This is a genomic window from Protaetiibacter larvae (genome assembly GCF_008365275.1).
In the GTDB taxonomy this organism is placed as follows: domain Bacteria; phylum Actinomycetota; class Actinomycetes; order Actinomycetales; family Microbacteriaceae; genus Homoserinibacter; species Homoserinibacter larvae.
Window position 1 is genome coordinate 2239961 of the sequence record NZ_CP043504.1, and the last position, 26330, is coordinate 2266290.

21 protein-coding genes are annotated in these 26330 nt (G+C 71.3%); 12 read left to right on the forward strand and 9 right to left on the reverse strand.

The genetic code is table 11. The annotated features are described in order from the left end of the window. The first annotated feature begins 19 nt into the window (after positions 1 to 19). Positions 20 to 1504, forward strand: coding sequence for an MFS transporter (locus FLP23_RS10565; protein WP_149325827.1), 1485 nt, complete (start codon positions 20 to 22; stop codon positions 1502 to 1504). Here the strand turns inward: FLP23_RS10565 and FLP23_RS10570 are convergent. From FLP23_RS10570 to FLP23_RS10580, 3 genes are read right to left on the reverse strand one after another with little or no spacing between them, the layout of a single operon-like run. Next, on the reverse strand, positions 1488 to 2252 hold the full coding sequence (locus FLP23_RS10570; protein ID WP_210413854.1) for an SDR family oxidoreductase: 765 nt from the start codon (positions 2250 to 2252) through the stop codon (positions 1488 to 1490). The two genes, FLP23_RS10565 and FLP23_RS10570, sit on opposite strands and share 17 nt — an antisense overlap. Positions 2253 to 2307: 55 nt before the next feature. After that, positions 2308 to 3786 carry an MFS transporter gene (locus FLP23_RS10575; RefSeq protein ID WP_149325828.1) on the reverse strand — a complete coding sequence of 493 codons (1479 nt, stop codon included), beginning with the start codon at positions 3784 to 3786 and terminating at the stop codon, positions 2308 to 2310. Further along, positions 3783 to 4349, reverse strand: coding sequence for a PadR family transcriptional regulator (locus FLP23_RS10580; RefSeq protein ID WP_149325829.1), 567 nt, complete (start codon positions 4347 to 4349; stop codon positions 3783 to 3785). The genes FLP23_RS10575 and FLP23_RS10580 overlap by 4 nt, the downstream gene beginning before the upstream one ends. Before the next feature lie 165 nt (positions 4350 to 4514). On the opposite strand from FLP23_RS10580, the gene FLP23_RS10585 reads away from it, so the two are divergent. The 5 genes from FLP23_RS10585 to FLP23_RS10605 all read left to right on the forward strand — a co-directional run bounded on the left by FLP23_RS10585 (position 4515) and on the right by FLP23_RS10605 (position 10412). Then, positions 4515 to 5831, forward strand: coding sequence for a bifunctional o-acetylhomoserine/o-acetylserine sulfhydrylase (locus tag FLP23_RS10585; protein ID WP_149325830.1), 1317 nt, complete (start codon positions 4515 to 4517; stop codon positions 5829 to 5831). A 158-nt stretch (positions 5832 to 5989) separates the two neighbouring features. Beyond that, on the forward strand, positions 5990 to 7195 hold the full coding sequence (gene metX / locus FLP23_RS10590; protein ID WP_149325831.1) for a homoserine O-acetyltransferase MetX: 1206 nt from the start codon (positions 5990 to 5992) through the stop codon (positions 7193 to 7195). A gap of 97 nt (positions 7196 to 7292) precedes the next feature. Continuing rightward, the gene (locus tag FLP23_RS10595; protein ID WP_149325832.1) at positions 7293 to 8465 is read left to right on the forward strand and encodes a sensor histidine kinase; all 1173 of its coding nucleotides are present in this window, start codon (positions 7293 to 7295) and stop codon (positions 8463 to 8465) included. Beyond that, positions 8462 to 9721 (forward strand): hypothetical protein, encoded by a 1260-nt coding sequence (locus FLP23_RS10600; protein ID WP_149325833.1) that lies wholly within the window; start codon positions 8462 to 8464, stop codon positions 9719 to 9721. The genes FLP23_RS10595 and FLP23_RS10600 overlap by 4 nt, the downstream gene beginning before the upstream one ends. Positions 9722 to 9749: 28 nt before the next feature. After that, positions 9750 to 10412 carry a response regulator transcription factor gene (locus tag FLP23_RS10605; RefSeq protein WP_149325834.1) on the forward strand — a complete coding sequence of 221 codons (663 nt, stop codon included), beginning with the start codon at positions 9750 to 9752 and terminating at the stop codon, positions 10410 to 10412. Between the two features lie 57 nt (positions 10413 to 10469). On the opposite strand, the gene FLP23_RS10610 is transcribed toward FLP23_RS10605, so the two are convergent. Further along, on the reverse strand, positions 10470 to 11708 hold the full coding sequence (locus tag FLP23_RS10610; RefSeq protein ID WP_246139967.1) for an MFS transporter: 1239 nt from the start codon (positions 11706 to 11708) through the stop codon (positions 10470 to 10472). Then, positions 11705 to 12964: a glycosyltransferase 87 family protein gene (locus FLP23_RS10615; RefSeq protein ID WP_149325835.1), complete on the reverse strand. Its 1260-nt coding sequence runs from the start codon at positions 12962 to 12964 to the stop codon at positions 11705 to 11707. Before FLP23_RS10615 ends, FLP23_RS10610 begins: the two co-directional genes overlap by 4 nt. Before the next feature lie 110 nt (positions 12965 to 13074). On the opposite strand from FLP23_RS10615, the gene FLP23_RS10620 reads away from it, so the two are divergent. From FLP23_RS10620 to FLP23_RS10630, 3 genes are read left to right on the forward strand one after another with little or no spacing between them, the layout of a single operon-like run. After that, on the forward strand, positions 13075 to 13920 hold the full coding sequence (locus FLP23_RS10620; RefSeq protein WP_149325836.1) for an ABC transporter substrate-binding protein: 846 nt from the start codon (positions 13075 to 13077) through the stop codon (positions 13918 to 13920). Positions 13921 to 13940: 20 nt separating this feature from the next. Further along, entirely contained in the window at positions 13941 to 14816 is an 876-nt protein-coding gene (locus tag FLP23_RS10625; protein ID WP_246139968.1) for an amino acid ABC transporter permease, read from the forward strand. Then, positions 14813 to 15547, forward strand: coding sequence for an amino acid ABC transporter ATP-binding protein (locus FLP23_RS10630; RefSeq protein ID WP_149325837.1), 735 nt, complete (start codon positions 14813 to 14815; stop codon positions 15545 to 15547). Before FLP23_RS10625 ends, FLP23_RS10630 begins: the two co-directional genes overlap by 4 nt. Here the strand turns inward: FLP23_RS10630 and FLP23_RS10635 are convergent. Continuing rightward, positions 15544 to 16359, reverse strand: coding sequence for an ADP-dependent NAD(P)H-hydrate dehydratase (locus FLP23_RS10635; protein WP_149325838.1), 816 nt, complete (start codon positions 16357 to 16359; stop codon positions 15544 to 15546). The two genes, FLP23_RS10630 and FLP23_RS10635, sit on opposite strands and share 4 nt — an antisense overlap. Positions 16360 to 16381: 22 nt before the next feature. On the opposite strand from FLP23_RS10635, the gene FLP23_RS10640 reads away from it, so the two are divergent. Together FLP23_RS10640 and FLP23_RS10645 are read left to right on the forward strand one after the other, a co-directional pair. Then, positions 16382 to 17005: an HAD family hydrolase gene (locus tag FLP23_RS10640; RefSeq protein ID WP_149325839.1), complete on the forward strand. Its 624-nt coding sequence runs from the start codon at positions 16382 to 16384 to the stop codon at positions 17003 to 17005. After that, positions 17005 to 18084, forward strand: coding sequence for an NADH:flavin oxidoreductase/NADH oxidase (locus FLP23_RS10645; protein WP_149325840.1), 1080 nt, complete (start codon positions 17005 to 17007; stop codon positions 18082 to 18084). Before FLP23_RS10640 ends, FLP23_RS10645 begins: the two co-directional genes overlap by 1 nt. Positions 18085 to 18104: 20 nt before the next feature. Here FLP23_RS10645 and FLP23_RS10650 read toward each other — a convergent pair whose 3' ends face one another. The 3 genes from FLP23_RS10650 to guaB1 all read right to left on the reverse strand — a co-directional run bounded on the left by FLP23_RS10650 (position 18105) and on the right by guaB1 (position 22322). Next, the gene (locus FLP23_RS10650) at positions 18105 to 19148 is read right to left on the reverse strand and encodes a hemolysin family protein (protein WP_149325841.1); all 1044 of its coding nucleotides are present in this window, start codon (positions 19146 to 19148) and stop codon (positions 18105 to 18107) included. Beyond that, positions 19145 to 20491: a hemolysin family protein gene (locus FLP23_RS10655; RefSeq protein ID WP_149325842.1), complete on the reverse strand. Its 1347-nt coding sequence runs from the start codon at positions 20489 to 20491 to the stop codon at positions 19145 to 19147. The genes FLP23_RS10650 and FLP23_RS10655 overlap by 4 nt, the downstream gene beginning before the upstream one ends. Positions 20492 to 20882: 391 nt before the next feature. Next, entirely contained in the window at positions 20883 to 22322 is a 1440-nt protein-coding gene (gene guaB1 / locus FLP23_RS10660) for a GMP reductase (RefSeq protein ID WP_149325843.1), read from the reverse strand. Between the two features lie 165 nt (positions 22323 to 22487). Here guaB1 and FLP23_RS10665 point away from each other — a divergent pair, with 165 nt between their 5' ends. After that, a complete protein-coding gene (locus tag FLP23_RS10665; protein WP_149325844.1) occupies positions 22488 to 26324 on the forward strand; it encodes a multifunctional oxoglutarate decarboxylase/oxoglutarate dehydrogenase thiamine pyrophosphate-binding subunit/dihydrolipoyllysine-residue succinyltransferase subunit in 3837 nt (1278 codons plus the stop codon). The last annotated feature ends 6 nt before the right edge of the window (positions 26325 to 26330 follow it).

The window sequence follows — 26330 nt, forward strand, 5'->3', positions numbered from 1 at the left end:
GCAGCACTAGCATCCGAGAATGCCTACCCGTGGCGCCAGCGTCGGCGCGATCACCTTCTCCCTCGTCGGCTTCCTGTTCCTCGTCGAGCTCACGAGCGGCATCCTGCAGGGCTTCTACGTGCCCCTCATCCCGGATCTCGTCGACCACCTCGGCATCAAGGACGGCGACTTCAACTGGTTCGAGGCGGCGCAGCTGCTGCTGTCGGCGATCGTGGTGCCGATCTTCGCGAAGCTCGGCGACATGTTCGGCCACAAGCGGATGCTGCTCATCACGACCGCGCTCACCGCGGGCGCCACCTGGTGGCTCGCGACGACGACGACCTTCACGACCTTCCTGCTGGCCTGGGCGCTGCAGGCGTTCTACGTGGTGTGGCTGCCCCTCGAGGTGGCGCTCATCTTCGACCGCGGGCGACGCACCGGTCGCGGAGCCTCCCAGACCCGTCGCTCGGCGGGCTTCCTCGTGGTGGCGCTCGAGGTGGGCGCCATCGTCGGTGCGCTCGGGGCGAGCCGGGTGCTGGCGGCCTTCGGCGGGGACATCATGCTCACGCTCTTCGTGCCCGCGGTCGTCGTGTCGCTCGTGTTCTTCGCGATCCTCTTCGGGGTGCCGGAGTCGGAGCCGCTTCCGGGGCGGCGTCTCGACGGCATCGGCTTCCTCCTGCTGTCGGTGGGGCTCGTCGTCATCATGGTCGGGCTCGGCTGGATCCGGCTCGACAGCTCGGCCGCGGGCGTGCTCGCGACCGTGGGCCTCATCGTGATCGGACTCGGGGTGCTCGTCGGCTTCGGCGTCTGGGAGCTGCGGCATCCCGATCCCGCGATCGATCTGCGCGTCATGAGGCAGCCGACGATGTGGCCCGTGCTCGTCACGGCGGGACTGTTCGGCATCAGCGTGCTCGGCGCGCAGGCGCCGCTCGCGACCTACGCGGGCACCGACCCCTCGGTGGGCTACGGTCTCGGGCTCGACACCGACGCCCGCTCGAACCTCATCGGGGTGTATCTCGTGTCGATGATCGTCGGCGCGCTCGCCTTCGCGGCCGTGTCGCGACGTCTCGCCCCGCGGTTCTCGCTCATCCTCGCGACCGCATTCGTGGCGCTCGGTTACCTGCTGTTCCTGCCGTTCCACCTCGAGACCTGGCAGGTGGTCGCCAACATGGCGATCGCCGGCATCGGATCCGGTGCGCTCGTCGCAGCCCTCCCGGCGGCGGCCGCGGCGGCGGCTCCGCGCGGGCAGACCGGCGTGGCGTCGGGCATGACCAACACCACCAAGACGATCGGCGGCGCCTTCGCCTCCGCGATCTTCGGCGTCGTGCTCGTGACGGGCGCCTCCGAGGTGGCCGGCACGGTCGCACCGCTCGCCGGCTACCTGACGGTGTGGGCGATCTGCGGCGGCGGCGCACTCGTGGCGATGGTGCTGCTGTTCTTCGTGCCCAAGCTCGCCTTCGCCGACGTCGAGCCCGAGACGCCCGCCGAACCGGGGACCGCCGCGGAGCTCAGCTCCGCGGCGTGAGCGGGCCGCGGTGGATCGTGCGCACCGCCGACTGCGCGACCGGCTTGATGGTCACCAGGTCGAGGTTCACGTGCGCGGGCAGCTCGGCGGCGTGCACGATCGCCTCGGCGATGTCCTCGGCGACGAGCGGGTTCACGACGTCCGCGTACACGGCGTCCGCGGCCGCCGCATCCCCGCGGTAGCGCACGAGCGAGAAGTCGGTCTTCACCATGCCGGGCGCGATCTCGATCACCCGCAGCGGCTCGCCGCCGAGTTCGAGCCGCAGCACCGCCATGAGCGCGTGCTCGGCGTGCTTGGCGGCGTTGTAGCCGCCCCCGCCCGGATACACGACGTGGCCGGCGATCGAGGTGACGGCGAGGATGTCGGCGACGCCGCGGTCCCGAGAGCCGGTGCGCAGCGCCGGCAGCAGGGCCGCGATGACACGCTGCGTGCCGAGCACGTTGGTCTCGAACATGACGCGCCAGTCCTCGGGGTCGCCGTCCTCGATCGACTCCGCGCCGACCGCGCCGCCCGCGTTGTTGACGAGGGCGTGCAGGGTGTCGCCGACCTCGGCGCGCAGCCGCGCCACGTCGGCGGCATCCGTCACGTCGGCGACGATCGGGGTGAGCACGCCCTCGGCCTCGAGCGCCGCGAGCCGGTCGGCGCGGCGTGCGACGCCGATCACCTCCCAGCCGTGGGCGGCGAACAAGCGGGCCGTCGCCTCCCCGATCCCGGAACTCGCCCCTGTCACGACCACGCGATACGCCATGCCCCCACGTTATGCGATGGGAGAAGTGCATAACGCTGCAGCGTTGTGCAGACGGCTACTCGGCGGAGGGGATCTCGTAACCGCGGTCGACGCGCTTCGGGAGCACGAAGACCAGGGCGAAGGCGGCGACCGCGAAGATCGCCGAGACGAGCATCGCGTGCGCGGCGCTCTCGGCGAACGACGAGGCGACATCCGTCGGCCCCGAGATGTCGAGGGTGCCGAAGAACACCGAGCCGATCACCGCGATGCCGATCGCCGAGCCGATGCGCTGCATCGTGCCGATGACCCCGGATGCCGCACCCGCCTCCGCGCGGTCCACCGTCGCGACGATGAACTGCGCGTTGGGCGCGATGAACAGGCCCGATCCGATGCCCGCGACGGCGAGCGGCGCGAGCAGCTCCCAGTTCGTGAGGTCGGCGGCCGGAACCAGCAGCAGCACGAGCCACACCGCGATGAGCCCGAGCGACACGAGCCCGGTGCCGATCACGAGCGCGGTGCGACCGAAGCGGTGCGCGATCCGGTCGCTCTGCGAGGCGCCGACGATCGAACCGAGGGCGAACGGGATCGACACGAGCCCGGACTCGAGCGCGGTGTGGCCGAGGCCCGCCTGCCAGAGGATCGAGATCGTGAAGAAGATGCTCGTGAACGCCGCGAAGTAGACGAGCGCGAGCACGACGCCGCCCGTGAAGGCCGGGTGGCTGAACAGGTGCGGGGGCACGAGCGGCGTGGTGCGGCCGCGGCGGGTGAGGAGCACCTCCCACAGCGCGAACAGCACGATGAGCACGACACCGCCGGCGAGCGACAGCCAGGTCCACAGCGGCCAGTCCTGGTCCTGGCCTTCGATGAGCGGCACGAGGATCGCCACGAGACCGCCGCCCAGCAGCAGGAATCCGAACCAGTCGGCGCCCTTGGCATCCGCGCCCTCGGCGCCCGAGGGGAGGATGAGGATCGCGGCGATCACCGCGAGCACGCCGAACGGCAGGTTGACGAAGAAGATCGAACGCCATCCCTCCGCGTCGCCGAGCGCCTCGATGAGCAGGCCGCCGACGATCGGGCCGAGTGCGGTCGAGACGCCGATCGCGGCCCCCATGATGGCGAACGCCGTGCCGCGCACGCGCCCCGGGAACATGAGCTGGATGAGCGCGGTGACGGGCGGGAAGAACATGCCGCCGAACAGCCCCTGGGCGACGCGCGCGATCACCAGGTGGCCGCCGTCCGCCGCGATGCCGCAGAACAGGCTCGCGACCGTGAAGCCCGTGAGGCCCACGATGAACACCCATTTGTGCCCGAAGCGGTCGCCGATGCGGCCCGCGGGGATGAGCACGAGTCCGTAGGCGAGGGCGTAGCCGGCGATGATCCAGGAGAGGGTGGCCTCGTCGGCGCTGAGGCTCGTGCGGATGGTGGGGAGTGCGACGTTGACGATCGTCGTGTCGAGCATGCCCATCGCGACGCCGAGGATGAGCACGGCGAAGGCGAGCCAGGCCTTCCGCGGCACGGCGGGGACCGTGGCGGGGGCGACGGGGGTGTCGGTCATGAGGGGTCCTTTCTCGTGAGCTCGTCGGCGATGAGCTCGGGGAGTCGGCGGGTGAGCTGCTCGTGCCAGTCGACCTCGGCGCGCAGCCGGTGGATCGTGTGCTGGAGCACGAACAGCTCCATGGGGGTCAGGTAGATGCGGATGCGCTCGATGGTGGCCTCGCGCTCGGCGATGCGACCGCGCAGCTCGACGAGGCGGGCCTTGATGTGCTCGGGCAGCTCGTCGAGGCGGTCGCGGTCGAGGCGCGAGAGCGCGAGATCGACGGGGTCGGGCCGCAGGACGACCTCATGGAGGGTCTCGACCCGCAGCCGCGCGAGTTCGGCACGGCCGGCGGGGGTCGCCCGCCAGACCTGGCGCTCCGGGTACGCGCCGTCGCGTTCCGTGCGCGCCTCCTCGATGAGGCCGTCGGCCGCGAGGCGTTTGAGCGCGCCGTAGAGCGCGCCGACCGAGATGTCGGTCCACAGCTGCACGTGCTCCTGCTCGGCGAGGCGCCGCAGCTGGTGACCGTGCATCTCACCCTCGTCGACGAGCGCGCCGAGGATGTAGAGGCGGATGGACGACATGGCACTACTCTCGCACGAGTAGTCAATCAAGAGCAAGCTTGCCGCCGCCGACGATGTGACGCCCCATGTCGAGACGGATTGCCGCCCTTCGAGGCCCGACGTATCGTTCCGCAGGGAGCGGGCGCACGCCCGGCCCACACCCGAATCGCCGAGCGAGGAGCATCCATGTCGGACTGGAAGTTCGAGACCAAGCAGATCCACTCGGGCGCCGCCCCCGACCCGGTCACCAATGCGCGGGCCACCCCGATCTACAAGACCACCTCGTACGTGTTCAACAACGCGGACCACGCGAAGAACCTCTTCGCGCTCGCCGAGTTCGGCAACATCTACACCCGCATCCAGAACCCGACCCAGGCGGTCGTCGAGGAGCGCGTCGCGGCGCTCGAAGGCGGCACCGCCGCCCTGCTGGTCGCCTCCGGCCAGGCGGCCGAGACCTTCGCGGTGCTCAACATCGCGCAGGCCGGCGACCACATCGTCTCGTCGAGCTCGATCTACGGCGGCACCTACAACCTCTTCAAGTACACGCTCGCCAAGCTCGGCATCGAGACGACCTTCGTCGAGAACCAGGACGACGCCGAGGAGTGGCGCGCGGCGGTCCGCCCCAACACGAAGCTCTTCTTCGCGGAGACGGTCGGCAACCCCAAGATCAACGTGCTCGACATCGAGCTCGTCGCCGAGGTCGCCCACGAGAACCGCGTGCCGCTCATCGTGGACAACACGATCGCGACCCCGTACCTCATCCGGCCCTTCGAGCACGGCGCCGACATCGTCGTGCACTCGGCCACCAAGTTCCTCGGCGGCCACGGCACGGTCATCGGCGGCGTGATCGTCGACGGCGGAACCTTCGAGTGGTCGAAGAACGTCGACAAGTTCCCCGGCCTCACCGAGCCCGACCCCTCGTACCACGGCGCCAGCTACACGACCGTGCTCGGCGACGGGATCGCCTACATCATCAAGGCGCGCGTGCAGCTGCTGCGCGACCTCGGTGCCGCGATCTCGCCCGACAGCGCCTTCTCGCTCATCCAGGGCATCGAGACCCTGTCGATCCGGGTGGAGCGCCACGTGCAGAACGCCCAGGAGATCGCGGAGTGGCTCGAGAACCACCCGGATGTCGCCTCGGTCAACTACTCGGGCCTCCCCTCGAGCCCCTGGTACGCCGCAGCCAACAAGTACGCCCCGAAGGGCGTCGGTGCGGTGCTCTCCTTCGAGCTCAAGGGGGGCGTCGACGCGGGCCGCACCCTCGTCGACAACGTGAGCCTGTTCAGCCACCTCGCCAACATCGGCGACGTGCGCAGCCTCATCATCCACCCCGCGTCGACCACGCACTCGCAGCTCACGCCCGAGCAGCAGCTCACCGCCGGCGTCACCCCCGGCCTCGTGCGCCTCTCGGTCGGGCTCGAGAACATCGACGACCTCAAGGCCGACCTGCAGTCCGGCTTCGACGCGGCACGCCGCGTCGTCGCCGCCAACGCCAACGCATAAGGCCGCACAGCACGACAGCGCCCCGCCGGGTACCCGGCGGGGCGCTGTCGTTCCGCCGGCCGGAAAGGCCGCCGGCGCCGCGGCCACGGTAACGCTCTGCGCTCCACGCTCCGGCGCGCGCGTGTAACACAGTCGATCGGCGCGGAAGAATGGGCGGGATGGACTGGCAGACACTCGAAGACGCGGTGCCCTCCGCGTTCGTCACCGAGTCCAACCGGCGCGCCATCTCGGCGAAGCCGCCCGCCTCCGGCGCCTGGCGGATCGGCGACGACCCCGGTGACCGCCTGTTCGAGCAGCTCGGCCCCCTCGAGTTCGAGCGCGGGGGAACGCTCCCGGCCGTCACGATCGCCTACGAGACCTGGGGCACCCTCAACGCGGCGGGCGACAACGCCGTGCTCGTCCTGCACGCCCTCACCGGCGACAGCCACCTCGTCGGCCCGCCCGGCAACGGCCATCCCACCGCCGGCTGGTGGTCGGGGCTCGTCGGCGCGGGCAAGGTGCTCGATCCCGAGCGCTGGTTCGTCGTCGCGCCCAACATGCTCGGCGGCTGCCAGGGCTCGACCGGACCGGCATCGGTCGCGCCCGACGGCGTCGAGTGGGGTTCGCGCTTCCCCTACCTCACCATCCGCGACCAGGTCGAGGCGCAGCGGCGGCTGAGCGATGCGCTCGGCATCCGGCGCTGGGCGGCCGTCATCGGCGGGTCGATGGGCGGCATGCAGAGCCTCGAGTGGGCGATCACCCATCCGGAGCGGGTGGAGCGGTTCGCCGTGCTCGCGGCTCCCCCGTTCTCCTCCGCCGACCAGATCGCGCTCAACTCCGTGCAGTCGGAGGCCATCCGCATGGATCCCGCCTTCGCCGGCGGCGACTACTACAACGCGGAGGACGGCGAGGGTCCGCATGCGGGCCTCGCGCTCGCGCGGCGGATGGCGCTGCTCAACTACCGCTCCCCCACCGAGCTCGACGACCGCTTCGCCCGCAGCTGGCAGAGCGGGATCAATCCCATGGGGGGCGGCGGCCGCTTCGCGGTCGAGAGCTACCTCGACTTCCACGGCAACAAATTCACCCGACGCTTCGACGCCAACAGCTACCTCGTGCTCGTGGACGCCATGAACTCGCACGACGTCGGGCGCGATCGCGACGGGGTGAGCGCCGCCCTCGCCCGTGCGACGGGGCTCGGGCTCGTGCTCGGCGTCGACTCCGATCGGCTGTTCCCGGTGCCCGGTCAGCAGATCATCGCGCGCGGCATCCCGAACAGCCTGAGCGGTCCCGAGCCCGTCGTGATCTCCTCCCCGTTCGGCCATGACGCCTTCCTCATCGAGAATGCGCTCGTGAGCGCGGAGCTCGAACGGCTGCTCGAGGCCTGATCGCGGCACGGCTCGGGCGTGGCACCCCCGTTCGGGGGATCGGGCATGCCACGATGGGTCCGAGGAGGCCCCGGTCACCCGCGGGGTGGAGTGCGCGATGGATCTGATCGCCAAGGAACGCGACCGCGTGCTGCAACGCGCTGCGCGCATCTACGGCCTGAGCTTCACCGCCGTCGCCGCCGCCTGCTACGTGCTCCCCGGCGCCGTCGACGGCCCGCTCGCCCTGTGGGGCGGGATCGGCCTGCTCCTCGTGCTCGCGGGAAGCCAATTCGCCCTCGGGGTCTCCCGGAACCCGGTCTGGATCATCGTCCCGCTCGCCGCAGGACTCGGCGTCGTGGCCCTCGCGACCGCGGGCGGCTCCGCGGCGGTCGGCGAGGGCGGGATGACGGCGCTGCAGCTGCTGCTGTCGGGAGCGCTCGCCTCGGTCGCGATCGTCCTCACCGGGACGGTCGGTCGCGTGCTGAGCCTCGGGCTCGCCTTCGTCGGCGTCACCGCCGTCTCCCTCTGGCTCACCTCCGCCTCGCAGGAGCCGCTGCGCACCGGCGCGCTGCTGCTGCTCGGCTGGATCCTCACCGCGGCGATCGGCATGTGGGTGTCGGGCGGGGTACCGCAGGTGAGCAAGCGCATCGCGAGCATCGGCCGCGCCCACCGCGCCGAGCGCCAGGCGAGCGAGCTCGAGGCGCAACGTCGGCAGTCCGCGCGGCTGCTGCACGACACCGTGCTCGCCACCCTCACCCTGCTCGCCCACTCCGGCGTCGGGGTCACCCCCGAGGCGCTGCGCCAGCAGGCCGCCGACGATGCGCGCCTGCTCCGCCAGTTGCGGCTCGGCTCGACCCCCAACCCGCAGTCGTCGGGCAGCTACCAGCTCGGCTCCGGCGGCGAGTCGGAGCCGGTGCTCGGACGCACCCTCGAATCCGTGAAACAGCGCTTCGGGCGGATGGGGCTCGAGGTGAGCTGGCACGGCACCGGGCAGGTGCTGCTGCCGAGCGAAGTGCTCGACGCCTTCCTCCTCGCCCTCGCCGAATGCCTCGAGAACGTGCGCCGCCACTCGGGGGTGACCCAGGCCCACGTCACCATCACCGACGACGACACCACGGTCCGCGCGATGGTGACCGACGCGGGCGTCGGTTTCGACATCGCCGACATCGACGAGGCGAAGCTCGGCTTCGCGGAGTCGGTCGTGGCGCGGCTGCGGGATGTGGGAGGCAACGCGCGGCTGTTCTCGTCCCCCGGCGCGGGCACCACGGTCGTGCTGGAGGTGCCCCGATGACGGCAGGGCTCCCCGAGGAGAACACCCTCGGCATCATCGTCGGCAACGCCGCGCGTGCCGTGTCCAAGACGGCGCGCAAACTGGGTCACGCGGGCGCGCGCCCCAGCCTCGGCGGCTCCTTCCTGGCGCTCGGCGCCGACATCCTCGTCGTGCTGCGCGCGGTCTACGGGCTCAGCTGGTTCATTCTGCTGTGGGATCGCTACCCGCTCCCCGGAGCCGCCGCGAGCGCCTGGGGGGTGCTGATCGTGGTGATCGTCGGCACCATCATCGGCACCCGCCTCGGCGGGGACCGGATGCCGACCTGGGCCTTCATCCTCGTGCTCGGCGGACTCGCGACGACGGTCGCCCTCGACTTCGTCGCCGTCTGGGATCTCGGCGACCCCGGACGCACCCTCACCGCGGCGACCGCGGCGGGCATGGCGCTGCTGCTCGTGGTGACCCAGCGCGGCGCGGCGGAGGTGCTGACCGCGGCCGGCGTGCTCGGCGTCGCCCTCGCGGTCGCGATGTTCCTCGACACCCCGCCGGGAACCCCCTTCGACGCGGACCATCTCGCACCGCTGCTGTCGGTCGTCGCCTTCGCCGTGCTGCCCGCCGTCATCGGCGTCGTCGTCGTGAGCGGGTACCGGCGGATGGTGCAGCTCGAGCTCGACCGGGTGCTCGTGCAGAGCAACGTGTCGGCCCCCCGCTTCGCCGTCGGCATGCTCGCCTCCGAGGAGCTCGCACGCCTCGACCTCGCGGCGGAGCGCCTCCTCGACTCGATCGCCACCAAGAAGACCGCGCTGCCTCTCACGCCGAAGACGGCCTCGATCGCCGCATCGCTCGCGACCGAGTTGCGGCTGCACCTCATCGAGGGCCGCCGTGAGACCTGGCTGTACCACGCGATCAGCGAATCCGAGATGCTCGGCAAGTCGGTCACGCTCGTCGACAAGTCGGCACTCGCCGGCCTCCTCGACCCCGCCCAGCGCGACGGCCTGCTCTCGACGGCCTGGCTGCTCGTGAGCGACACCCGCAAGAAGACCAACCCGAACCGCGCCGTCACGGTGCAGATCGGTCCCGTCGCGCCCGCGACGACCCCGCGCACCGACCGCAAGATCCTCGTGCCGATCGCGATCACGAGCACCGGTATCCGCCGCAATCGTGTCGATCCGTCGATCTGGGCCGCACTCGGTCGGGTCGGGCGCTACTCTGACTCCACCGAGGGTGGAAGTCTGCGTGTCGACATCGAGGCGCTCGTCGACAACCCCGCCGACGTCTGACCCCCCAGCCACCGAAGGAGAGGCGCCCATGGCAGCCCCCATCCGACTCGCCGTCGTCGATGACCACCGCATGATCCTGAGCGGACTCGCCAACTGGATCCGCAGCGCGACGGACGAGATCGACGTGGTCGCCGAGCTCTCCAGCTGGCCCGAGCTGCTCACGCACCCGAGCTTCCCCGTCGACGTGGTGCTGCTCGACCTCGACCTCAAGGACAACATCCCCGTCGCCGTGAAGATCTCGGCCCTCAAGGCGAGTTCGGTGCGCGTCGTGCTCATGAGCACGTACTCGGAGCCCAACGTCGTGCGCGAGGCGCTCGCCGCCGGCGCGCTCGGCTACCTCGTGAAGACGGAGGATGCCGAGATGATCGTCGAGGCGATCCGCGCCGCGTCGCAGGGCGAGAGCTTCGTCTCCGCAGAGCTCGACCTCGCGATCAACGCGGCCGACATCGGCGGGGCGCCGAAGCTCTCCGCTCAGGAGCGCCGGGTGATGGCGCTCTACGGCGGCGGCGAGCCGGTCAAGGCGGTCGCCTACCAGCTGGGCATCTCCGAGGAGACGGCCAAGAGCTACCTCAAGCGCATCCGGGAGAAGTACCGGGTGGCCGGCATCGACGTGGGCACCAAGGTCGCGCTGCGACGCCGCGCCATCCAGGACGGCATCCTCATCCAGGACACCCCCACCGGCTCCTTCTGACCCCGGGCCCATGGCGCGGCTGGAGCCGCGACCCTGCGGCGGGAGAAACGCCCCCCGCTACGCGGTCACGGCTCCCGCTGCGCCACGAACCGGACGGCTCGTGATCCAGGCGCCGGTCGCGGCGATGAGGATGCCGGGGGCGCACAGCACGAGGCCCAGCCAGGTGGGCGCGAGGTAGCCCCAGCCCGCCGCGATGACCGCGCCGCCGAGGAACGCCCCGAGGGCGTTCCCGATGTTGAGCGCGGAGTGGTTGACCGCGGCGGCGAGCGTCTGGCTGTCGCCCGCGACATCCATGAGACGGGTCTGGATGGTCGGCGAGAGGGCCGAGGCCGCGACCCCCACTCCGAACAGGAAGCCGAACAGACCCGCCGGATGCTGCGCGGTGAGCGCCAGTCCGACGAGCATGAGCGCGAACACCCCGAAGCTGAGGAACAGCGCCCGGAGCACGCCGCGGTCGGCCGCCCAGCCGCCGATGATGTTGCCGACCGTCATGCCGACTCCGAGCGTCACGAGCGCCCACGGCACGATGGCGGCGGGCAGTCCGGTCACCTCCGTCGTGAGCGGGGCGACATAGCTGTAGACGGCGAAGAACCCGGCGAATCCGATCGAGCCGGTGAGCAGCGCGAGCCACACGGCGGGGCGCCGGAAGGCCCCGAGTTCGCGGCGCGGGGTGGCCTCGGGGTCGCCGGGCTGGATCGGAACCGTGAGGCGGATGGCGACGACCGCGGCGGCGAAGATCGCCGCGACGACGAGATAGGCGGCCCGCCATCCGGCGTTCTGCCCCAGCGCGGTGATGAGCGGCACGCCGACGACGTTCGCGATCGTGAGACCCGAGAGCACGAGCGCCACGCCCTGACCGCGCTTGCCGGGTCCCATCAGCCGGGCGGCCACGAGTGCGGCGATGCCGAAGTACGCGCCGTGCGGGAGCGCCGCGATGAACCGGAACATCACCACGAGGGCGAAGGTCGGGGCGAGCGCCGAGGCGATCGTCCCGATGGTGAACGCGACCGTCAGACCCAGCAGGATGGTGCGGCGCGGCAGGCGGGCCGCGAACACCGCGATCGTGGGAGCGCCCACGACCACGCCGAGCGCGTACGCGGCGATCATCACGCCGCCCTGCGCGATCGCGTCGTCCTGCGCGTGCGCCCAGGCGTCCGGCAGCAGGTCCTGGGCGATCTGCGGCAGCAGCCCCATCGCGACGAACTCGGTCGAGCCGATGCCGAAGCCGCCCAGGGCGAGCGCCAGGAGGGCGAGACGGGTGCGTGCCGGGGAGAGGGGCGGGGCGAGGTCGGTCACGAGAGGGCGGGTTCCGTTCGGATGGTGTCGATGAGCGCGGCGATCGCCCAGACGAACAGCACGAGGTAGAGCACGTTGCGTGCGCTGAGCGCGATGAGGAGAACCGTGTCGAGGCCGAGAAGCTTCCCGTACAGGTACGGGTAGACGAGCTGGGTGAACGCGCCGATGAGCACCGCGAGCACGGCGGGAGTGCGGAAGCCGCGACCGCCCTCGAGCCGTGCGGCGACGAGCCCGAAGAGGATCGGCGCGGCGAGCCACCCGGCGAACTGGGGCGAACCGACCTTGTTGAACAGCATGAGCGCGACCGTGAGGGCGAGGAACAGCGCCGGCAGCAGCTCGGCCGTGGGGCGGCCGCGTCGCACGGCGACGAACCCCAGCACCCCGACCCCGAGCACCGCGAGCACGAGCAGGGGGGTGGACAGCGCCGCCGCGAGCTCGGTACCCGGGCCGCGCAGCTGGTAGGTGAGGATCTCGTGGTCGTAGTAGATCGAGGTGCCGCCGCCGGCCCACGCGGTCCACATGGCGACCGTCGCGAGCGGCGACTCGACCTGCAGGCCGCGTCCGCTCTGCTGGGTCACGAAGCTGAACAGGCTCGCGCCGCCCCCGAGGATGAGGCCGACGAGCAGCACGACGGCGCTCGTCGCGAACGCGGCGGTGAGCACCGTGAGGCGACTGCGCAACGCCAGGACCGCCGCGGCCACCAGCGCCGCCGGCCACACCTTGACCCACGCCGCCACCGCGAGCAGCACACCGCCGAGTGCCGGGCGCGCGACGATCACGAGCACCCCGACGATCGACACCGCGGTCGCGAAGGTGTCGATGCGTCCGAGGGCGACGGGCCCGAGGGCGAGCAGGAACAGCAGCCACCACCAGGCCGCAGGAGCCGTCGCACGGCCCGGGCGCCCCCGATGCAGCAGCACGGCGAACGCCACCGCGTCGATCGCCATCGCCAAGGTCAGCCAGGTGCTCGCGTAGAAGGTCCACCCGAACACGGCCGAGGCGGCCATCGGCAGGATCGCGAGCAGCGGATACACCCACGCCGTGTCGATCCCGACCCAGACGCCCGCGTCGATGCCCTGATGCATCCAGAACGCGTAGACGAGCGTGACGTCGCCCATCGGGAGGCTCGGCGACACGAGGCAGATCAGTCCGAGCACGAGATGCACGACCACGAAGGCGCCCCACAGCACCGCGGGATGCGTCAGCACCGAGGCGATCCGGGCGCGGACGCGGGTGCCGACCGCCGCATCCGTCATGGATTCCAGCGTACCGGGGCCGATGACACCGGATGACGCGCGGCCCGGCGCCTGGGGCCGGGACAGGAGAAGATCGAAGGATCCCAACACCTGTTTGTTCTGGAGGCAGCATGTCCCGAATCACTGTCCGCCTGGCCGCCGTGGCCTCGGCGACCGCGATCGCCCTGAGCCTCGCGGCCTGCGCGAGCACCCCCGACGCCCCGTCCGCCGGCCCCGCCGTGGACGAGGGCTACGTCACCCCCGGCAAGCTCACGGTCGCGACCGGCGAGACCGCCTACTTCCCGTACGTGATCGACGACAAGCCGGAGTCGGGCGAGGGCTTCGAGGCCGCCGTCGCCTACGCCGTCGCGGAGGAGCTCGGCTTCGCGCCCGAGGATGTCGTGTGGGTGCGCACGAGCTTCGAGTCGGCGATCGCGCCCGGCCCGAAGAGCTTCGACTTCAACATCCAGCAGTACACGATCACCGACGAGCGCAAGCAGGCCGTCGACTTCTCCTCGCCGTACTACTCGGCCAGCCAGGCGGTCGTCGCCATCTCGGGCGGCAAGGCCGACGGCGTGGACTCGATCGCGGGCCTGCAGGACCTCGTGCTGGGCGCGATGGCCGGCTCCACGAGCGCGACCACGATCGAGGAGGCCGTGAAGCCGAACGTCGAGCCGCTGCTCTACAACTCCAACGAGGACGCCGTGGCGGCCCTCCAGGCGAACCAGATCGACGCGCTCGTGCTCGACCTGCCCACCGCCTATTACGCGACGGGCGTCTACATCGAGAACTCGTTCATCGTGGGCGAGCTGCCCGGCGCCGGCGTGCCCGACGAGTGGGGCCTGCTGCTCGCGAAGGACTCGCCGCTGACCGCGAAGGTGACGGCGGCCCTCGACGCGCTCCGCGACAGCGGCAAGCTCGCCGAGATCACCGACAAGTGGCTCGGCTCGGGGCAGGGTGTCGCCCTGCTGAAGTGACAACGCGCTAGCGTCGCCACGTGAGTTCCCCGCCTCCGACCTCGAGCCGGCCCGCCCCCCGTGGGGTGAGCCGGCTCGAGGTCGAACGTCGCGCCTACCGGCGTCGGCAGCAGACCCGTTCGGTGCTGATCGCCGCGGCTTCGACGATCGTGCTGGCGGTCGTCGTCTGGGCGACGGTCGTCAACACCGAAGGCTGGGCCGCCGTCCAGCGGTTCTTCCTCGACCCGGCCATCGCGCTCGAGTACCTGTCGAAGATCTGGGACGGCTTCCTCTTCAACCTGCAGGTGCTCGCCATCTCGGTCGTCACGGTGGGCGCGGTCGCACTCGTCATCGCCACCTTGCGCACCCTGCGCGGCCCCGTGTTCTTCCCGGTGCGCATCGCGGCTGCGGCATACACCGACCTGTTCCGCGGGCTGCCGTTCGTGATCGTGCTGTACATCGTCGGCTACGGCATCCCGACCATCACGAACACGCGCTTCCCCCCGATCGTGCTGGGCGTGCTCGCCATCACCCTCACCTATTCGGCCTACGTCGCCGAGGTGATCCGGGCCGGGATCGAGGCCGTGCACCCCTCGCAGCGGCTCGCCGCGCGCGCCCTCGGGCTCGGCTACGTGCAGACCCTGGGACGCATCGTGCTGCCGCAGGCGGTGCGCAAGATCGCACCGCCGCTCATGAACGACTTCCTCTCGATGCAGAAGGATGTCGGCCTCGTGTCGATCCTGGGTGCCGTCGACGCCGTGCGCGCGGCCCAGAACGCGGCCTCGCAGAGCTACAACTTCACGCCCTACATCGTCGCGGGGGTGCTGTTCATCCTGCTCGCGATCCCCACCATCCGCCTCACCGACTGGTACACCGCGCGCCTGCGCGACCGCGAGCAGATGGGGTCGATCGTATGAGCGCGCTGCTGGCCGCCACCGAGGTCTGGAAGTCCTTCGGAGAGCGCGAGGTGCTGCGCGGGATCTCGCTCGAGCTCGCGGCGCACGAGGTGGTGGCCCTCATCGGGCCGAGCGGTTCCGGCAAGTCGACCTTGCTGCGCTGCCTCAACCTGCTGGAGCCGATCGACGACGGCCGGATCCTGCTGGGCGACGACGACATCTCCGACCCGCGGGTCAAGGCCGACCGCGTCCGTGCGCGGTTCGGGATCGTCTTCCAGCACTACAACCTCTTCCCCCATCTGTCGGTGCTCGACAACGTGACCCTCGCGGCACGGCTCGTGCACGGCACGTCGCGGCGCGTGGCGGAGGAGCGCGGGATGGCGCTGCTCGAACGCATCGGGCTCGCCGACAAGGCGAAGGAGCACCCGGATCGCCTCTCGGGCGGGCAGCAGCAGCGCGCCGCCATCGTGCGGGCGATCGCGACCGACCCTGAGGTGCTGCTGTTCGACGAGATCACGAGCGCCCTCGATCCGGAGCTCGTCGGCGAGGTGCTGGATCTCGTGCGCGAGCTCGCGGCCGACGGCGCGACCATCCTCATGGCGACCCACGAGATGGCGTTCGCGCGAGACGTCGCCCACCGGGTGCTGTTCCTCGACGGCGGGGTCGTCGTCGAGGAGGGCCCGCCCGCGGAGCTCTTCGGCGCGCCACGGGAACCGCGGACCCGGGAGTTCCTCGCCCGGATGCCGCGCTAACCGCCCAGCAGCTCGCGGATCACGGCCGGCAGCTCGGCGCAGAGGTCGAGCACCGTGAAGGGTCCGCCCCTGCTCGCGCGCCGCGCGGCGAGCCCGTGGACGACGGCCGCGGCGGCGGCGATCGGCGCGACCGCCCCGGGATTCGCAGCCAATCCGTGTGCGTGGGTCGCGAGCAGCGCCCCCAGCACGCCGGCGAGCGCATCCCCCGCGCCCGCCGTCGCCGTCCAGCTCGGCGCGGACTGCACGCGCAGCACCCCGCCCGACGGGTCGGCGACATGGCTCGTGTGCCCCTTGAGCAGCACGACCGCCGAGAAACGCTCGGCCGCCTCGCGCGCGGCACCCGCCGGATCCGCGAGCACCTCCTCGCGTTCGCGGTCGAGCAGCCGGCCGAGCTCGCCCGCGTGCGGCGTGAGCACCCGGAGACCCGTCGACCGGGTGACCCGTTCGAGCGCCCCCGCGTCGAGCACCGTGGGGACCGGGTCGGCCAGTGCGGCGTCGAGCGCCGCGGCCGTCAACTGGTCGAGCGAGCCGCCGTCGTGTCCGGAGCCGACCACCCAGGCCTGCACGCGCCCCGGGGCGGTCACGGCTTCGGGGCGACGCTGCAGCACGAGCCGCGTCGGACGACCCGCCCCGAGGTAGCGCACCATCCCGACACCGGTGCGCAGCGCGGCCTCGACGCCGAGCACCGCAGCACCCGGATACCGCGCCGAGCCGGTCACGAAGCCGAGCACGCCGCGCGAGTACTTGTCGTCGTCGGGACCCGGTACCGCGATCCACGCCGCCGCGTCCTCCGGGCCGAACAGAGCGTCCATGCCGCCACGATAGTTTGGCGACGTGAGCATCAGCATCCCCGGCCGTGTCGTCGTCTTCGACTACGGCGAGGTGATCTCGATGTCGCAGAGCGAGCACGACCGCCTCGCCCTGCTCGGCACGGCATCCCAGGAGGCGGCCGACTTCTGGCCGGTGTACTGGCGGCATCGCGACGCTCTCGACCGGGGCGAGCTCCGGGTCGTCGCGTACTGGAACGCGGTCGCCGCCGACCTCGGCGCCAGCTGGGATCTGCCCACCATCCAGCGCCTGTGGGCGATCGACTTCCGCAGCTGGATCAGCGTCGAGCCCGGCACGGTCGAGCTCATCGCCGAACTGCACGCCGGCGGCACCCGCACCGCACTGCTGTCGAATGCGGGCTTCGACTTCGGCGACCCGTTCCGCAACTCGCCGATCGCGACCGTGTTCGAGAAGGTGTTCGTGAGCGCAGAGCTCGGCCTGCTCAAGCCCGAGCCCGCGATCTATCGCCACGTGATCGCCGAGCTGGGAATCGATGCCTCCCAGCTCGTGTTCATCGACAACAAGCCCGCCAACGTGGAGGGCGCCACCGCCCTCGGGGCGACCGGGCACGTCTTCACCGGGGTGCACGGCCTCCGGGAGTTCCTCGAAACCCTCGCCCGGGAGGCGTGATGCCCGGTCTGTTCGACCCGATCACCGTACGATCCACCACGCTGCGCAACCGGCTCTGGGTGGCGCCCATGTGCCAGTACTCGGCGCTCGCCCGCGACGGCGTACCCACCGACTGGCACCTCGTGCACCTCGGTTCCTTCGCGCGGGGCGGCGCGGGACTCGTCATCGCGGAGGCCACCGCGGTGGTCCCCGAGGGACGGATCTCGCCCGAGGACACCGGCATCTGGAACGACGAGCAGGCCGAGGCGTGGCGGCGCATCGCGGCGTTCATCCGCGCCGAGGGAGCCGTGCCCGGCATCCAGTTGGCGCACGCCGGGCGCAAAGCGTCCACCTTCTCGCCGTGGGGCGACGAGCGGCACGGCTCGGTGCCCCTCGAGGAGGGCGGTTGGCCGACCGTCGCGCCCTCGGCGATCGCCTTCGAGGGCTATGCCGAGCCGCGCGCGCTCGACGCGGAGGAGCTGCCGCTCGTGGTCGCGGCCTTCGCCGCGGCCGCCGTGCGCGCCGTCGAGGCGGGGTTCGCGCTCATCGAGCTCCACGCCGCCCACGGCTATCTGCTGCATCAGTTCCTCTCCCCGCTTGCGAACCTCCGCACCGACGCCTTCGGGGGACCGCTCGAGAACCGCGCCCGGCTGCTGCTCGAGGTGGTCCGGGCCGTGCGGGCCGCGGTCGGACCCGAGCTGCCCCTGCTCGTGCGCTTCTCGGCGACCGACTGGGCCGAGGGCGGCTGGGATCAGGACCAGACCGCGACGGTCGCCGGCTGGGCGCGTGAGGCGGGTGCCGACCTGTTCGACATCTCCACGAGCGGCCTCGTCGCGGGGGTGCGCATCCCGGTCGGGCCCGGCTACCAGGTGCCGTTCGCGGAGCACGTGCGCGCCGCGGCCGTGGTGCCCACCGCGGCGGTCGGCCTCATCACCACGGGCGCCCAGGCGGATGCGGTGATCCGGGAGGGGCGCGCCGACGCGGTGCTCATCGGCCGCGAGTTCCTGCGCGACCCGCACCTGCCGCTGCGCGCCGCGCACGAGCTGGGCGTCGAGCTCGACTACTGGCCGCCGCAGTACCTCAGAGCGCGCTGGAGCTAGGAGCGAAGGAGCCGGAGGAGCTACTCGCGCCGGGTGGCGTCCTGCACCTCGCCCACGAGCTCCTCGATGATGTCCTCGAGGAACAGCACCCCGCGCGTCGCGCCGTGCTCGTCGAACACCCGCGCGACGTGGCTGCCGGCCCGACGCAGCGTCGTGAGGGCGTCCTCGAGCTCCATCTCGCGGTAGAGCGAGATGAGCTGGCGGATGCGCTTGGGGGGCACCGGCTCGCCGTACTCGTCGTCGTCGAGGTCGAGCACGTCCTTGAGGTGGATGTAGCCGCTCGGCTCGCCGCCCTCGTCGACGAGCACGTAGCGGCTGAAGCCGTGCTGGGCGACCGCCCGGTCCACGTCGACCGGGGCGGCATCCTCGGGAAGCGTCACGAGCTCGGTCATCCCGACCGCGACGTCCTTGACCTTCTTGGTCGTGAACTCGAAGGCGTTGCTGAGGGTGCCGGTCGCATCGGTGAGCACGCCCTCGCGCGTCGAGGTGCGCACGATCGTCTCCACCTCCTCCACGGTGAACGCGCTCGTCGCCTCGTTCTTCGGCTGCACGCCGAACAGCAGCAGGGCGCCGTTGGCGGTCGCGTTGAGCGCGCGGATCACCGGACGGAACACCGTGGCGACCGCGACGAGCGGCGTCGCGAGCAGCAGCACCGCGCGATCCGGCACCGAGAACGACAGGTTCTTCGGCACCATCTCGCCGAACACCACATGCAGGAACGACACGAGCACGAGCGTCACGATGAACGCGACCGTCGCCACCACCTCGGCCGACCATCCGGTGAGCTCGAGCGGAACCGCGAGCAGGTGGTGGATGGCGGGCTCCGAGACGTTGAGGATGAGCAGCGAGCACACCGTGATGCCCAACTGGCTGGTGGCGAGCATGAGGGTCGCGTGCTCCATCGCCCAGAGCGCCGTCTTCGCGGCCCGGGACCCGGCCTCGGCGCGCGGCTCGATCTGCGAGCGGCGCGCCGAGATCACCGCGAACTCGGCCGCCACGAAGAAGGCGTTGACGGCCAGCAGGATGAAGAGCCACGCGATGCCCCACCAGTCGGATGCGCTCACGGCCGCACCTCCCGCCCCGGCCGATCGGCGACGTCCGCATCCGCTTCCTCGGTGTGCGGGGTGAAGCGCAGCCGGTCGATGCGGCGACCGTCCATGCGCTCGACCCGGAGCACGCCCGCCGGGAGCGCCACCTCGTCGCCCACCGCGGCGAGCCGACCGAGCTCGCTCATCACGAAGCCTGCGACGGTCTCGTAGGCGCCGTCCTCGGGAACCACGACTCCCGCCCGCTCGACGAGCTCGTCGGGACGCAGCGCCCCGGGGAAGGTGAGCCAGTCGCGGCTGCGCACGACCCCGGCGCGCGAGCGGTCGTGCTCGTCGGAGACCTCGCCGACGAGCTCCTCGACGAGGTCCTCGAGGGTCGCGACCCCCGCGGTGCCGCCGTACTCGTCCACGACCACCGCGAGCTGGAAGCTGCGCGCCCGCAGCTCGCCGAGCAGGGTGTCGAGGGTCATCGTCTCGGGAACTCGCAGCGCCTCGGTCTGCAGCGCGGACACCGGCACCTGGGCGCGCCGATCCCGGGGCACGGCGACCGCCTGCTTGACGTGCACGACGCCCACGATGTCGTCGGGTCCGTCGTCGACCACCGGGAACCGCGAGTAGCCGGTGCGGCGGGCGAGCTCGATCACGGTCTCCGCGGTGTCGGTGCGCTCGACGGCCTCGAGGCGCGGGCGCGGGGTCATCACGTCGGCCGCGATGTGCTCGGAGAACGCCAGGGTGCGGGCGAGCAGGGCCGCCGTGTCGCGGTCGAGGGCGCCCTCGCTCGCCGAGCGGCGCACGAGGCTCTTGAGCTCGTCGGCGGTGCGCGCCGAGCTGAGCTCCTCCTTCGGCTCGATGCCGATCGCCCGCAGCACCGCGTTCGCGGTGCCGTTGAGCAGCGCCACGAAGGGCTTGAAGACCGTCGTGAACACGATCTGGAAGGGGATGACGAGCTTCGCGGTCTGTCGCGGCAGCGCCATCGCGAAGTTCTTCGGCACGAGCTCGCCGATGATCATCGACAGCAGGGTCGCGACCGCGACGGCGACGACGGTCGCGATCACGCCCGCCGTGCGCTCCGGGACGCCCCACCCGCCGAACAGCGGCCGCAGCCAGGTGCTGAACGCGGGCTCGAGCGTGAAGCCGGCGAGCAGCGTGGTGAGCGTGATGCCGAGCTGGGCGGCCGAGAGGTGCGTGGAGGTGACCTTGAGCGCCCGGATGGTGGGGCCGAGCATCGTCTCGCCCTTGCCCTGGCGGGCCTCGAGCTCGTGACGGTCGAGGTTGACGAGCGCGAACTCGCTCGCGACGAAGAGGCCGGTTCCGATCGTGAGGACGACGCCTGCGATGAGCAGCCACCATTCGGCGCTCATCGATGCTCACCCTCCGCGGGCACCACCGGCGCGCGCCGGTGGGCGGGCGCTGCGTGGGCTGGCTCTGACGTCGAAGACGGAGGGTCGTCCATGATCGCCTCAGACTACAACCCCGCCGCCGAGCCGCGCGGTCGCCGCGATGCTCCAAGCTGCAGCGATGACCACATCATTGTGGTCGGCCGCGTCCCAGCTCGAGCGACACCGCGAGCTCGTCGTGCGCACGGCGGAGCGGGTCGCAACACCCCAGGAGGCATTCCGCGACGCGCGGCCGGTTCACGCGCCCGTAGTGAGCACGACGCGGCCGGGATCTCGGGAGCGCGCACCCCAGCGCTGCAGCGTGAGGCAAACAGGGCGAGTCGGAGGGGGCGGGCGCACCGGGCGACGGGAGGCGTCACCAGCTCACGGGCAGAGCCTTGCCCTCCTCGTAGCCCGCGGCCGACTGGAAGCCGACCACGGCGCGCTCCTGGAACTCCGGCAGCGAGGCCGCACCCGAGTAGGTGAAGGAGCTGCGCACCCCGGAGGTGATCATGTCGAGCAGATCCTCGAGGGACGGGCGGTTCGCGTCGAGGTAGATGCGCGAGCTCGAGATGCCCTCCGCGAACAGCTCCTTCCGGGCGAGCTCATAGGGGTCGAGGCGACCGAACCGCTCCTGAACCGCCTTCGTGGAGGCCATGCCCCAGCTCTCCTTGTAGAGCCGGCCATCCGCATCCCGCTCGAGCAGTCCGGGCGACTCGATGGTGCCCGCGAACCACGAGCCGATCATCACCGACGCCGCACCCGCCGCGAGCGCGAGCGCCACATCCCGGGGATACCGGACGCCGCCGTCGGCCCAGACGTGGGCGCCCAGCTCGCGCGCCGCCCCCGCCGTCTCGAGCACGGCCGAGAACTGCGGCCGCCCGACGGCGGTCATCATGCGCGTCGTGCACATCGCACCCGGCCCCACACCGACCTTGAGGATCGACGCCCCGGCCTCGACGAGATCGCGCACCCCGTCGGCGGTCACGACGTTGCCCGCCACGATCGGCAGCCCGAGGCCGAGGCCCGCGACCGCGCGGATCGCCGCGAGCATGCCCTCCTGGTGCCCGTGCGCGGTGTCGACCACGAGCACATCGACGCCCGCCTCGGCGAGCGCACGCGCCTTCGCGGCGACGTCGCCGTTGATGCCGACCGCCGCCGCCACGCGAAGGCGACCGCCGGCGTCGACGGCCGGCGCGTAGATCGTGGAACGCAGCGCCCCGCGACGCGTCACCGCGCCGACGAGGTGGCCGTGGTGGCGCACGAGAGCCGCGTCGATCCCGGCGTCGACGAGCAGGTCGAACGCCGCGCGTGCGCCGGTCAGGTCGTCGGCGTCGAGCGAGGCGACCGTCCCGTGGACGAGATCCCCCAGCCGGGCGTCGGGAAGCGCGGTCGCGAGTCGTGACGCCGACACCGCACCGGCCTCGGCACCGTCGGCGTCGCGCAGCACGATGAGTCCGCCCGCGCTCGCGGGAAGCACCCGTAGGGCGTCCGCGACGCTCGCGTCGGCCGACAGCTCGATCGGAGCATCCCAGGCGACCGGCTGCTGCTTCACCCAGCGGATCGCGGCATCCAGCTCCTGCAACGGCAGATCCTGCGGGAGCACGCCGAGGCCGCCGCGGCGCGCGAGGCTCGCGGCGAGCCGCGGACCGGTCACCGAGTTCATGTTGGCGGCCACGATCGGGATGGTCGCACCGGTGCCGTCCGTCGGCGCGAGATCCACGGCGAGCCGGCTCGTCACGGCGGATCTGCTGGGGATGAGGAAGACATCCGAGTACGTCAGGTCGTGGGCGGGCACCTGTCCGGAGAAGCGCATGGCTCCACGCTAGGCCGTCGGGTGCGCAGCCGCACGCGAGGTGCGCCGTTCGGCCTTTCGCGTCCACACGGGGGCGCCGCACCGGGTTAAGCTTGTCGTCGGTGTGACCAGTGGGGATCGCCCGGATCCCTGGCACCGACGAAGAGTGAGAGTGGGCGGTCGGCCGTGTCCAACCCCGTCACAGGTGTGACACCCGAGGAGAACGCCTCGGGAGAGTTCGGAGCCAACGAATGGCTCGTCGACGAGATGTACGAGCGGTACCTCGCCGACAAGGAGTCGGTCGACAAGAGCTGGTGGCCGATCCTCGAGTCGTACCGACCCGTCGACGACCCGACGCCGACCACGGTGATCCCGGTCGTCGAGGCACCGGCCGTCGAGACACCGGTCGCCGAGGCATCGGTCACAGAGACACCGGCCGCCGAGGTCCCCGCCACCGCGGCGGAACCCGCCGCCGCCCCGGCCCCGGCCGCTGCGCCCGCGCCCCTCACCGAGACGGCCCCGCCGACCACCCCGATCGCGCGCACCACCTCGGCCCCCGCGAAGCCGCAGCCGATCCCCGCCGAGGCGCCCACGACCGCCTCCACGCCCACCGTCGCCGCAGAGGCGGAGGAGTCGGTCACCGTCCTCAAGGGGATGTCGAAGACCCTCGCCACCAACATGGATCAGAGCATCTCGGTGCCGACCGCGACGAGCGTGCGCACCGTCCCGGCGAAGCTCATGATCGACAACCGCATCGTCATCAACAACCACCTGCGCCGTGCGCGCGGCGGCAAGGTGTCGTTCACGCACCTCATCGCCTGGGCCATGGTGCAGACCCTCAAGGAGTTCCCGAGCCAGAACGTCTTCTACCGCGAAGACGACGGGAAGCCCACGGTCGTCTCGCCCGCGCACATCACGCTCGGCATCGCGATCGACCTCCCGAAGCCCGATGGCACGCGTTCGCTCCTGGTGCCCGGCATCAAGCGCACCGACACCCTCAACTTCGCGGAGTTCCTCGCCGCCTACGAGGATGTCGTGGCCCGCGCGCGCACCAACAAGCTGACCGCCGCCGACTTCCAGGGCGTCACCATCTCGCTCACCAACCCGGGCGGGATCGGCACCGAGCACTCGGTCCCGCGCCTCATGCGCGGCCAGGGCTGCATCGTGGGCGCGGGCGCCCTCGAGTACCCGGCGGCGTTCCAGGGGGCCTCCCCCAAGACCCTGTCGGATCTGGGCATCGGCAAGACGATCACCCTCACGAGCACCTACGACCACCGCGTCATCCAGGGCGCAGGCTCGGGCGAGTTCCTCAAGAAGATCCATGAGCTGCTCATCGGCGAGCGGCACTTCTACGAGGACATCTTCGCGGCGCTGCGCATCCCCTACGACCCCATCCACTGGGCGGAGGACATCAACGTCGACCTGTCGGAGCGCGTCTCCAAGACCGCGCGCGTGCAGGAGCTCATCAACGCCTTCCGCGTGCGCGGCCACCTCATGGCCGACATCGACCCGCTCGAGTACCGTCAGCGCAGCCACCCGGATCTCGACATCGCGAGCCACGGCCTCACCTTCTGGGATCTCGACCGCGAGTTCGTGACGGGCGGCTTCGGCGGCAAGCGCAGCGCCCTGCTGCGCGACATCCTCGGCGTGCTGCGCGACTCCTACTGCCGCACGACCGGCATCGAGTACATGCACATCCAGGATCCGGCGCAGCGCGCCTGGTTCCAGGACCGCCTCGAGAAGCCGTACGTCAAGCCCACCCACGACGAGCAGTTGCGCGTGCTGGGCAAGCTCAACGAGGCCGAGGCCTTCGAGACCTTCCTGCAGACCAAGTACGTCGGACAGAAGCGCTTCAGCCTGGAGGGCGGCGAGTCGACGATCGCGCTGCTCGACGAGATCCTGCAGGGCGCCGCCGAGGCGGGCCTCGACGAGGTCGCGATCGGCATGGCGCACCGCGGCCGTCTCAACGTGCTCACCAACATCGCGGGCAAGACCTACGGTCAGATCTTCCGCGAGTTCGAAGGCACCCAGGACCCGAAGACCGTGCAGGGATCGGGTGACGTCAAGTACCACCTCGGCACCGAGGGCACCTTCACGGCCGCCACCGGCAAGGAGGTGCCGGTCTACCTGGCCGCCAACCCCTCGCACCTCGAGGCGGTCAACGGCGTGCTCGAGGGCATCGTGCGCGCCAAGCAGGATCGCACCGCGGATGCGCAGTTCGGCACGCTGCCGATCCTCATCCACGGCGACGCCTCGATGGCCGGCCAGGGTGTCGTCGTCGAGACCCTGCAGATGTCGCAGCTGCGCGCCTACAAGACGGGCGGCACGATCCACATCGTGATCAACAACCAGGTCGGATTCACCACGACGCCGCAGGATGCGCGCAGCTCGGTGTACTCGACGGATGTCGCCAAGACCATCCAGGCGCCGGTGTTCCATGTGAACGGCGACGACCCGGAGGCCGTGGCCCGCGTCGCGGAGCACGCCTTCGCCTACCGCCAGGAGTTCAAGCGCGACGTCGTGATCGACCTCGTCTGCTACCGCCGCCGCGGTCACAACGAGGGCGACGACCCCTCGATGACGCAACCGCTCATGTACAACCTCATCGAGGCCAAGCGCAGCGTCCGCACCCTCTACACGGAGGCGCTCGTCGGCCGCGGCGACATCACCCAGGAGGAGTTCGTCGAGGCGCAACGCGACTTCCAGGAGCGCCTCGAGCGCGCCTTCGCGGAGACGCACGCCGCCCAGACCGGCTCGATCCCGGTGGTCGCCCACGACCAGCAGCCGGTGGCCGACCTCGAGCGGCCGGAAGCGCAGCAGCGCGACGACGACGCCGTGGGCGAGCCCGCGACGACCGGCGTCGACGTGAGCGTCGTGGAGCTCGTCGGCGACGCGCACGCCAACCCGCCCGCCGGGTTCTCGGTGCACCCCAAGCTGCAGCAGCTGCTCAACAAGCGCTTCGACATGAGCCGCAACGGCTCGATCGACTGGGGCTTCGGCGAGCTCATCGGCCTCGGGTCGCTGCTGCTCGAGGGCACCCCGGTGCGGCTCGTGGGACAGGACGCCCGCCGCGGCACCTTCGTGTCGCGTCACGCGGTCTTCCACGACCGCGAGAACGGGCAGGAGTGGCTGCCGCTCGGCAACCTCGCCGACAACCAGGCGCGTTTCGCGATCTACGACTCGCTGCTGTCCGAGTACGCGGCCCTCGCCTTCGAGTACGGCTACTCGGTGGAGCGCCCCGAAGCGCTCGTGCTGTGGGAGGCCCAGTTCGGCGACTTCGCCAACGGCGCCCAGACGGTGATCGACGAGTTCATCTCGAGCGCCGAGCAGAAGTGGGGCCAGCGTTCGAGCGTCGTCCTGCTGCTGCCGCACGGCTACGAGGGCCAGGGACCCGACCACTCCTCGGCACGCATCGAGCGCTACCTGCAGCTGTTCGCCGAGAACAACATGACGATCGCACGTCCCTCGACGCCGGCGTCCTACTTCCACCTGCTGCGCCGCCAGGCCTACGCGCGCCCGCGCCGACCGCTCGTGGTGTTCACCCCGAAGTCGATGCTGCGTCTCCGCGGTGCGACGAGCGAGGTCGCGGACTTCACGAGCGGCCGTTTCGAGCCCGTCATCGACGACGCCCGGACCGGCGCGAACGGCACCGTCGATCCCGCGGCCGTCAAGCGCGTGCTGCTGCACTCGGGCAAGATCCATTACGACCTGCTGAACGAGCTCGAGAAGCGCGACGACGCCACCTCGTTCGCCCTCGTGCGCCTCGAGCAGTTCGCGCCTCTCCCCGCGGCCGAGCTGCTGACGGTGCTCGCGCGCTACCCGAACGCCGAGGTGATGTGGGTGCAGGACGAACCGGCGAACCAGGGCGCCTGGCCGTTCATCACGATCGAGCTGACGCCGCTGCTCGGCGGGCGCGCGCTGCTGCGCTCCTCGCGCCCGGCCTCGGCGTCGCCCGCGACGGGGTCCACGAAGCGCAGCGCCGCCGAGCAGACCGCGCTCATCGCGGCCGCGCTGCAGCTGTAGTCGATC

Excerpts from the sequence above, each read along its gene's own strand:
- FLP23_RS10565 (WP_149325827.1), top strand. The coding sequence starts at position 20 with ATGCCTACCCGTGGCGCCAGCGTCGGCGCGATCACCTTCTCCCTCGTC.
- FLP23_RS10570 (WP_210413854.1), bottom strand. The coding sequence starts at position 2,252 with ATGGCGTATCGCGTGGTCGTGACAGGGGCGAGTTCCGGGATCGGGGAG.
- FLP23_RS10575 (WP_149325828.1), bottom strand. The coding sequence starts at position 3,786 with ATGACCGACACCCCCGTCGCCCCCGCCACGGTCCCCGCCGTGCCGCGG.
- FLP23_RS10580 (WP_149325829.1), bottom strand. The coding sequence starts at position 4,349 with ATGTCGTCCATCCGCCTCTACATCCTCGGCGCGCTCGTCGACGAGGGT.
- FLP23_RS10585 (WP_149325830.1), top strand. The coding sequence starts at position 4,515 with ATGTCGGACTGGAAGTTCGAGACCAAGCAGATCCACTCGGGCGCCGCC.
- metX (WP_149325831.1), top strand. The coding sequence starts at position 5,990 with ATGGACTGGCAGACACTCGAAGACGCGGTGCCCTCCGCGTTCGTCACC.
- FLP23_RS10595 (WP_149325832.1), top strand. The coding sequence starts at position 7,293 with ATGGATCTGATCGCCAAGGAACGCGACCGCGTGCTGCAACGCGCTGCG.
- FLP23_RS10600 (WP_149325833.1), top strand. The coding sequence starts at position 8,462 with ATGACGGCAGGGCTCCCCGAGGAGAACACCCTCGGCATCATCGTCGGC.
- FLP23_RS10605 (WP_149325834.1), top strand. The coding sequence starts at position 9,750 with ATGGCAGCCCCCATCCGACTCGCCGTCGTCGATGACCACCGCATGATC.
- FLP23_RS10615 (WP_149325835.1), bottom strand. The coding sequence starts at position 12,964 with ATGACGGATGCGGCGGTCGGCACCCGCGTCCGCGCCCGGATCGCCTCG.
- FLP23_RS10620 (WP_149325836.1), top strand. The coding sequence starts at position 13,075 with ATGTCCCGAATCACTGTCCGCCTGGCCGCCGTGGCCTCGGCGACCGCG.
- FLP23_RS10630 (WP_149325837.1), top strand. The coding sequence starts at position 14,813 with ATGAGCGCGCTGCTGGCCGCCACCGAGGTCTGGAAGTCCTTCGGAGAG.
- FLP23_RS10635 (WP_149325838.1), bottom strand. The coding sequence starts at position 16,359 with ATGGACGCTCTGTTCGGCCCGGAGGACGCGGCGGCGTGGATCGCGGTA.
- FLP23_RS10645 (WP_149325840.1), top strand. The coding sequence starts at position 17,005 with ATGCCCGGTCTGTTCGACCCGATCACCGTACGATCCACCACGCTGCGC.
- FLP23_RS10655 (WP_149325842.1), bottom strand. The coding sequence starts at position 20,491 with ATGAGCGCCGAATGGTGGCTGCTCATCGCAGGCGTCGTCCTCACGATC.
- guaB1 (WP_149325843.1), bottom strand. The coding sequence starts at position 22,322 with ATGCGCTTCTCCGGACAGGTGCCCGCCCACGACCTGACGTACTCGGAT.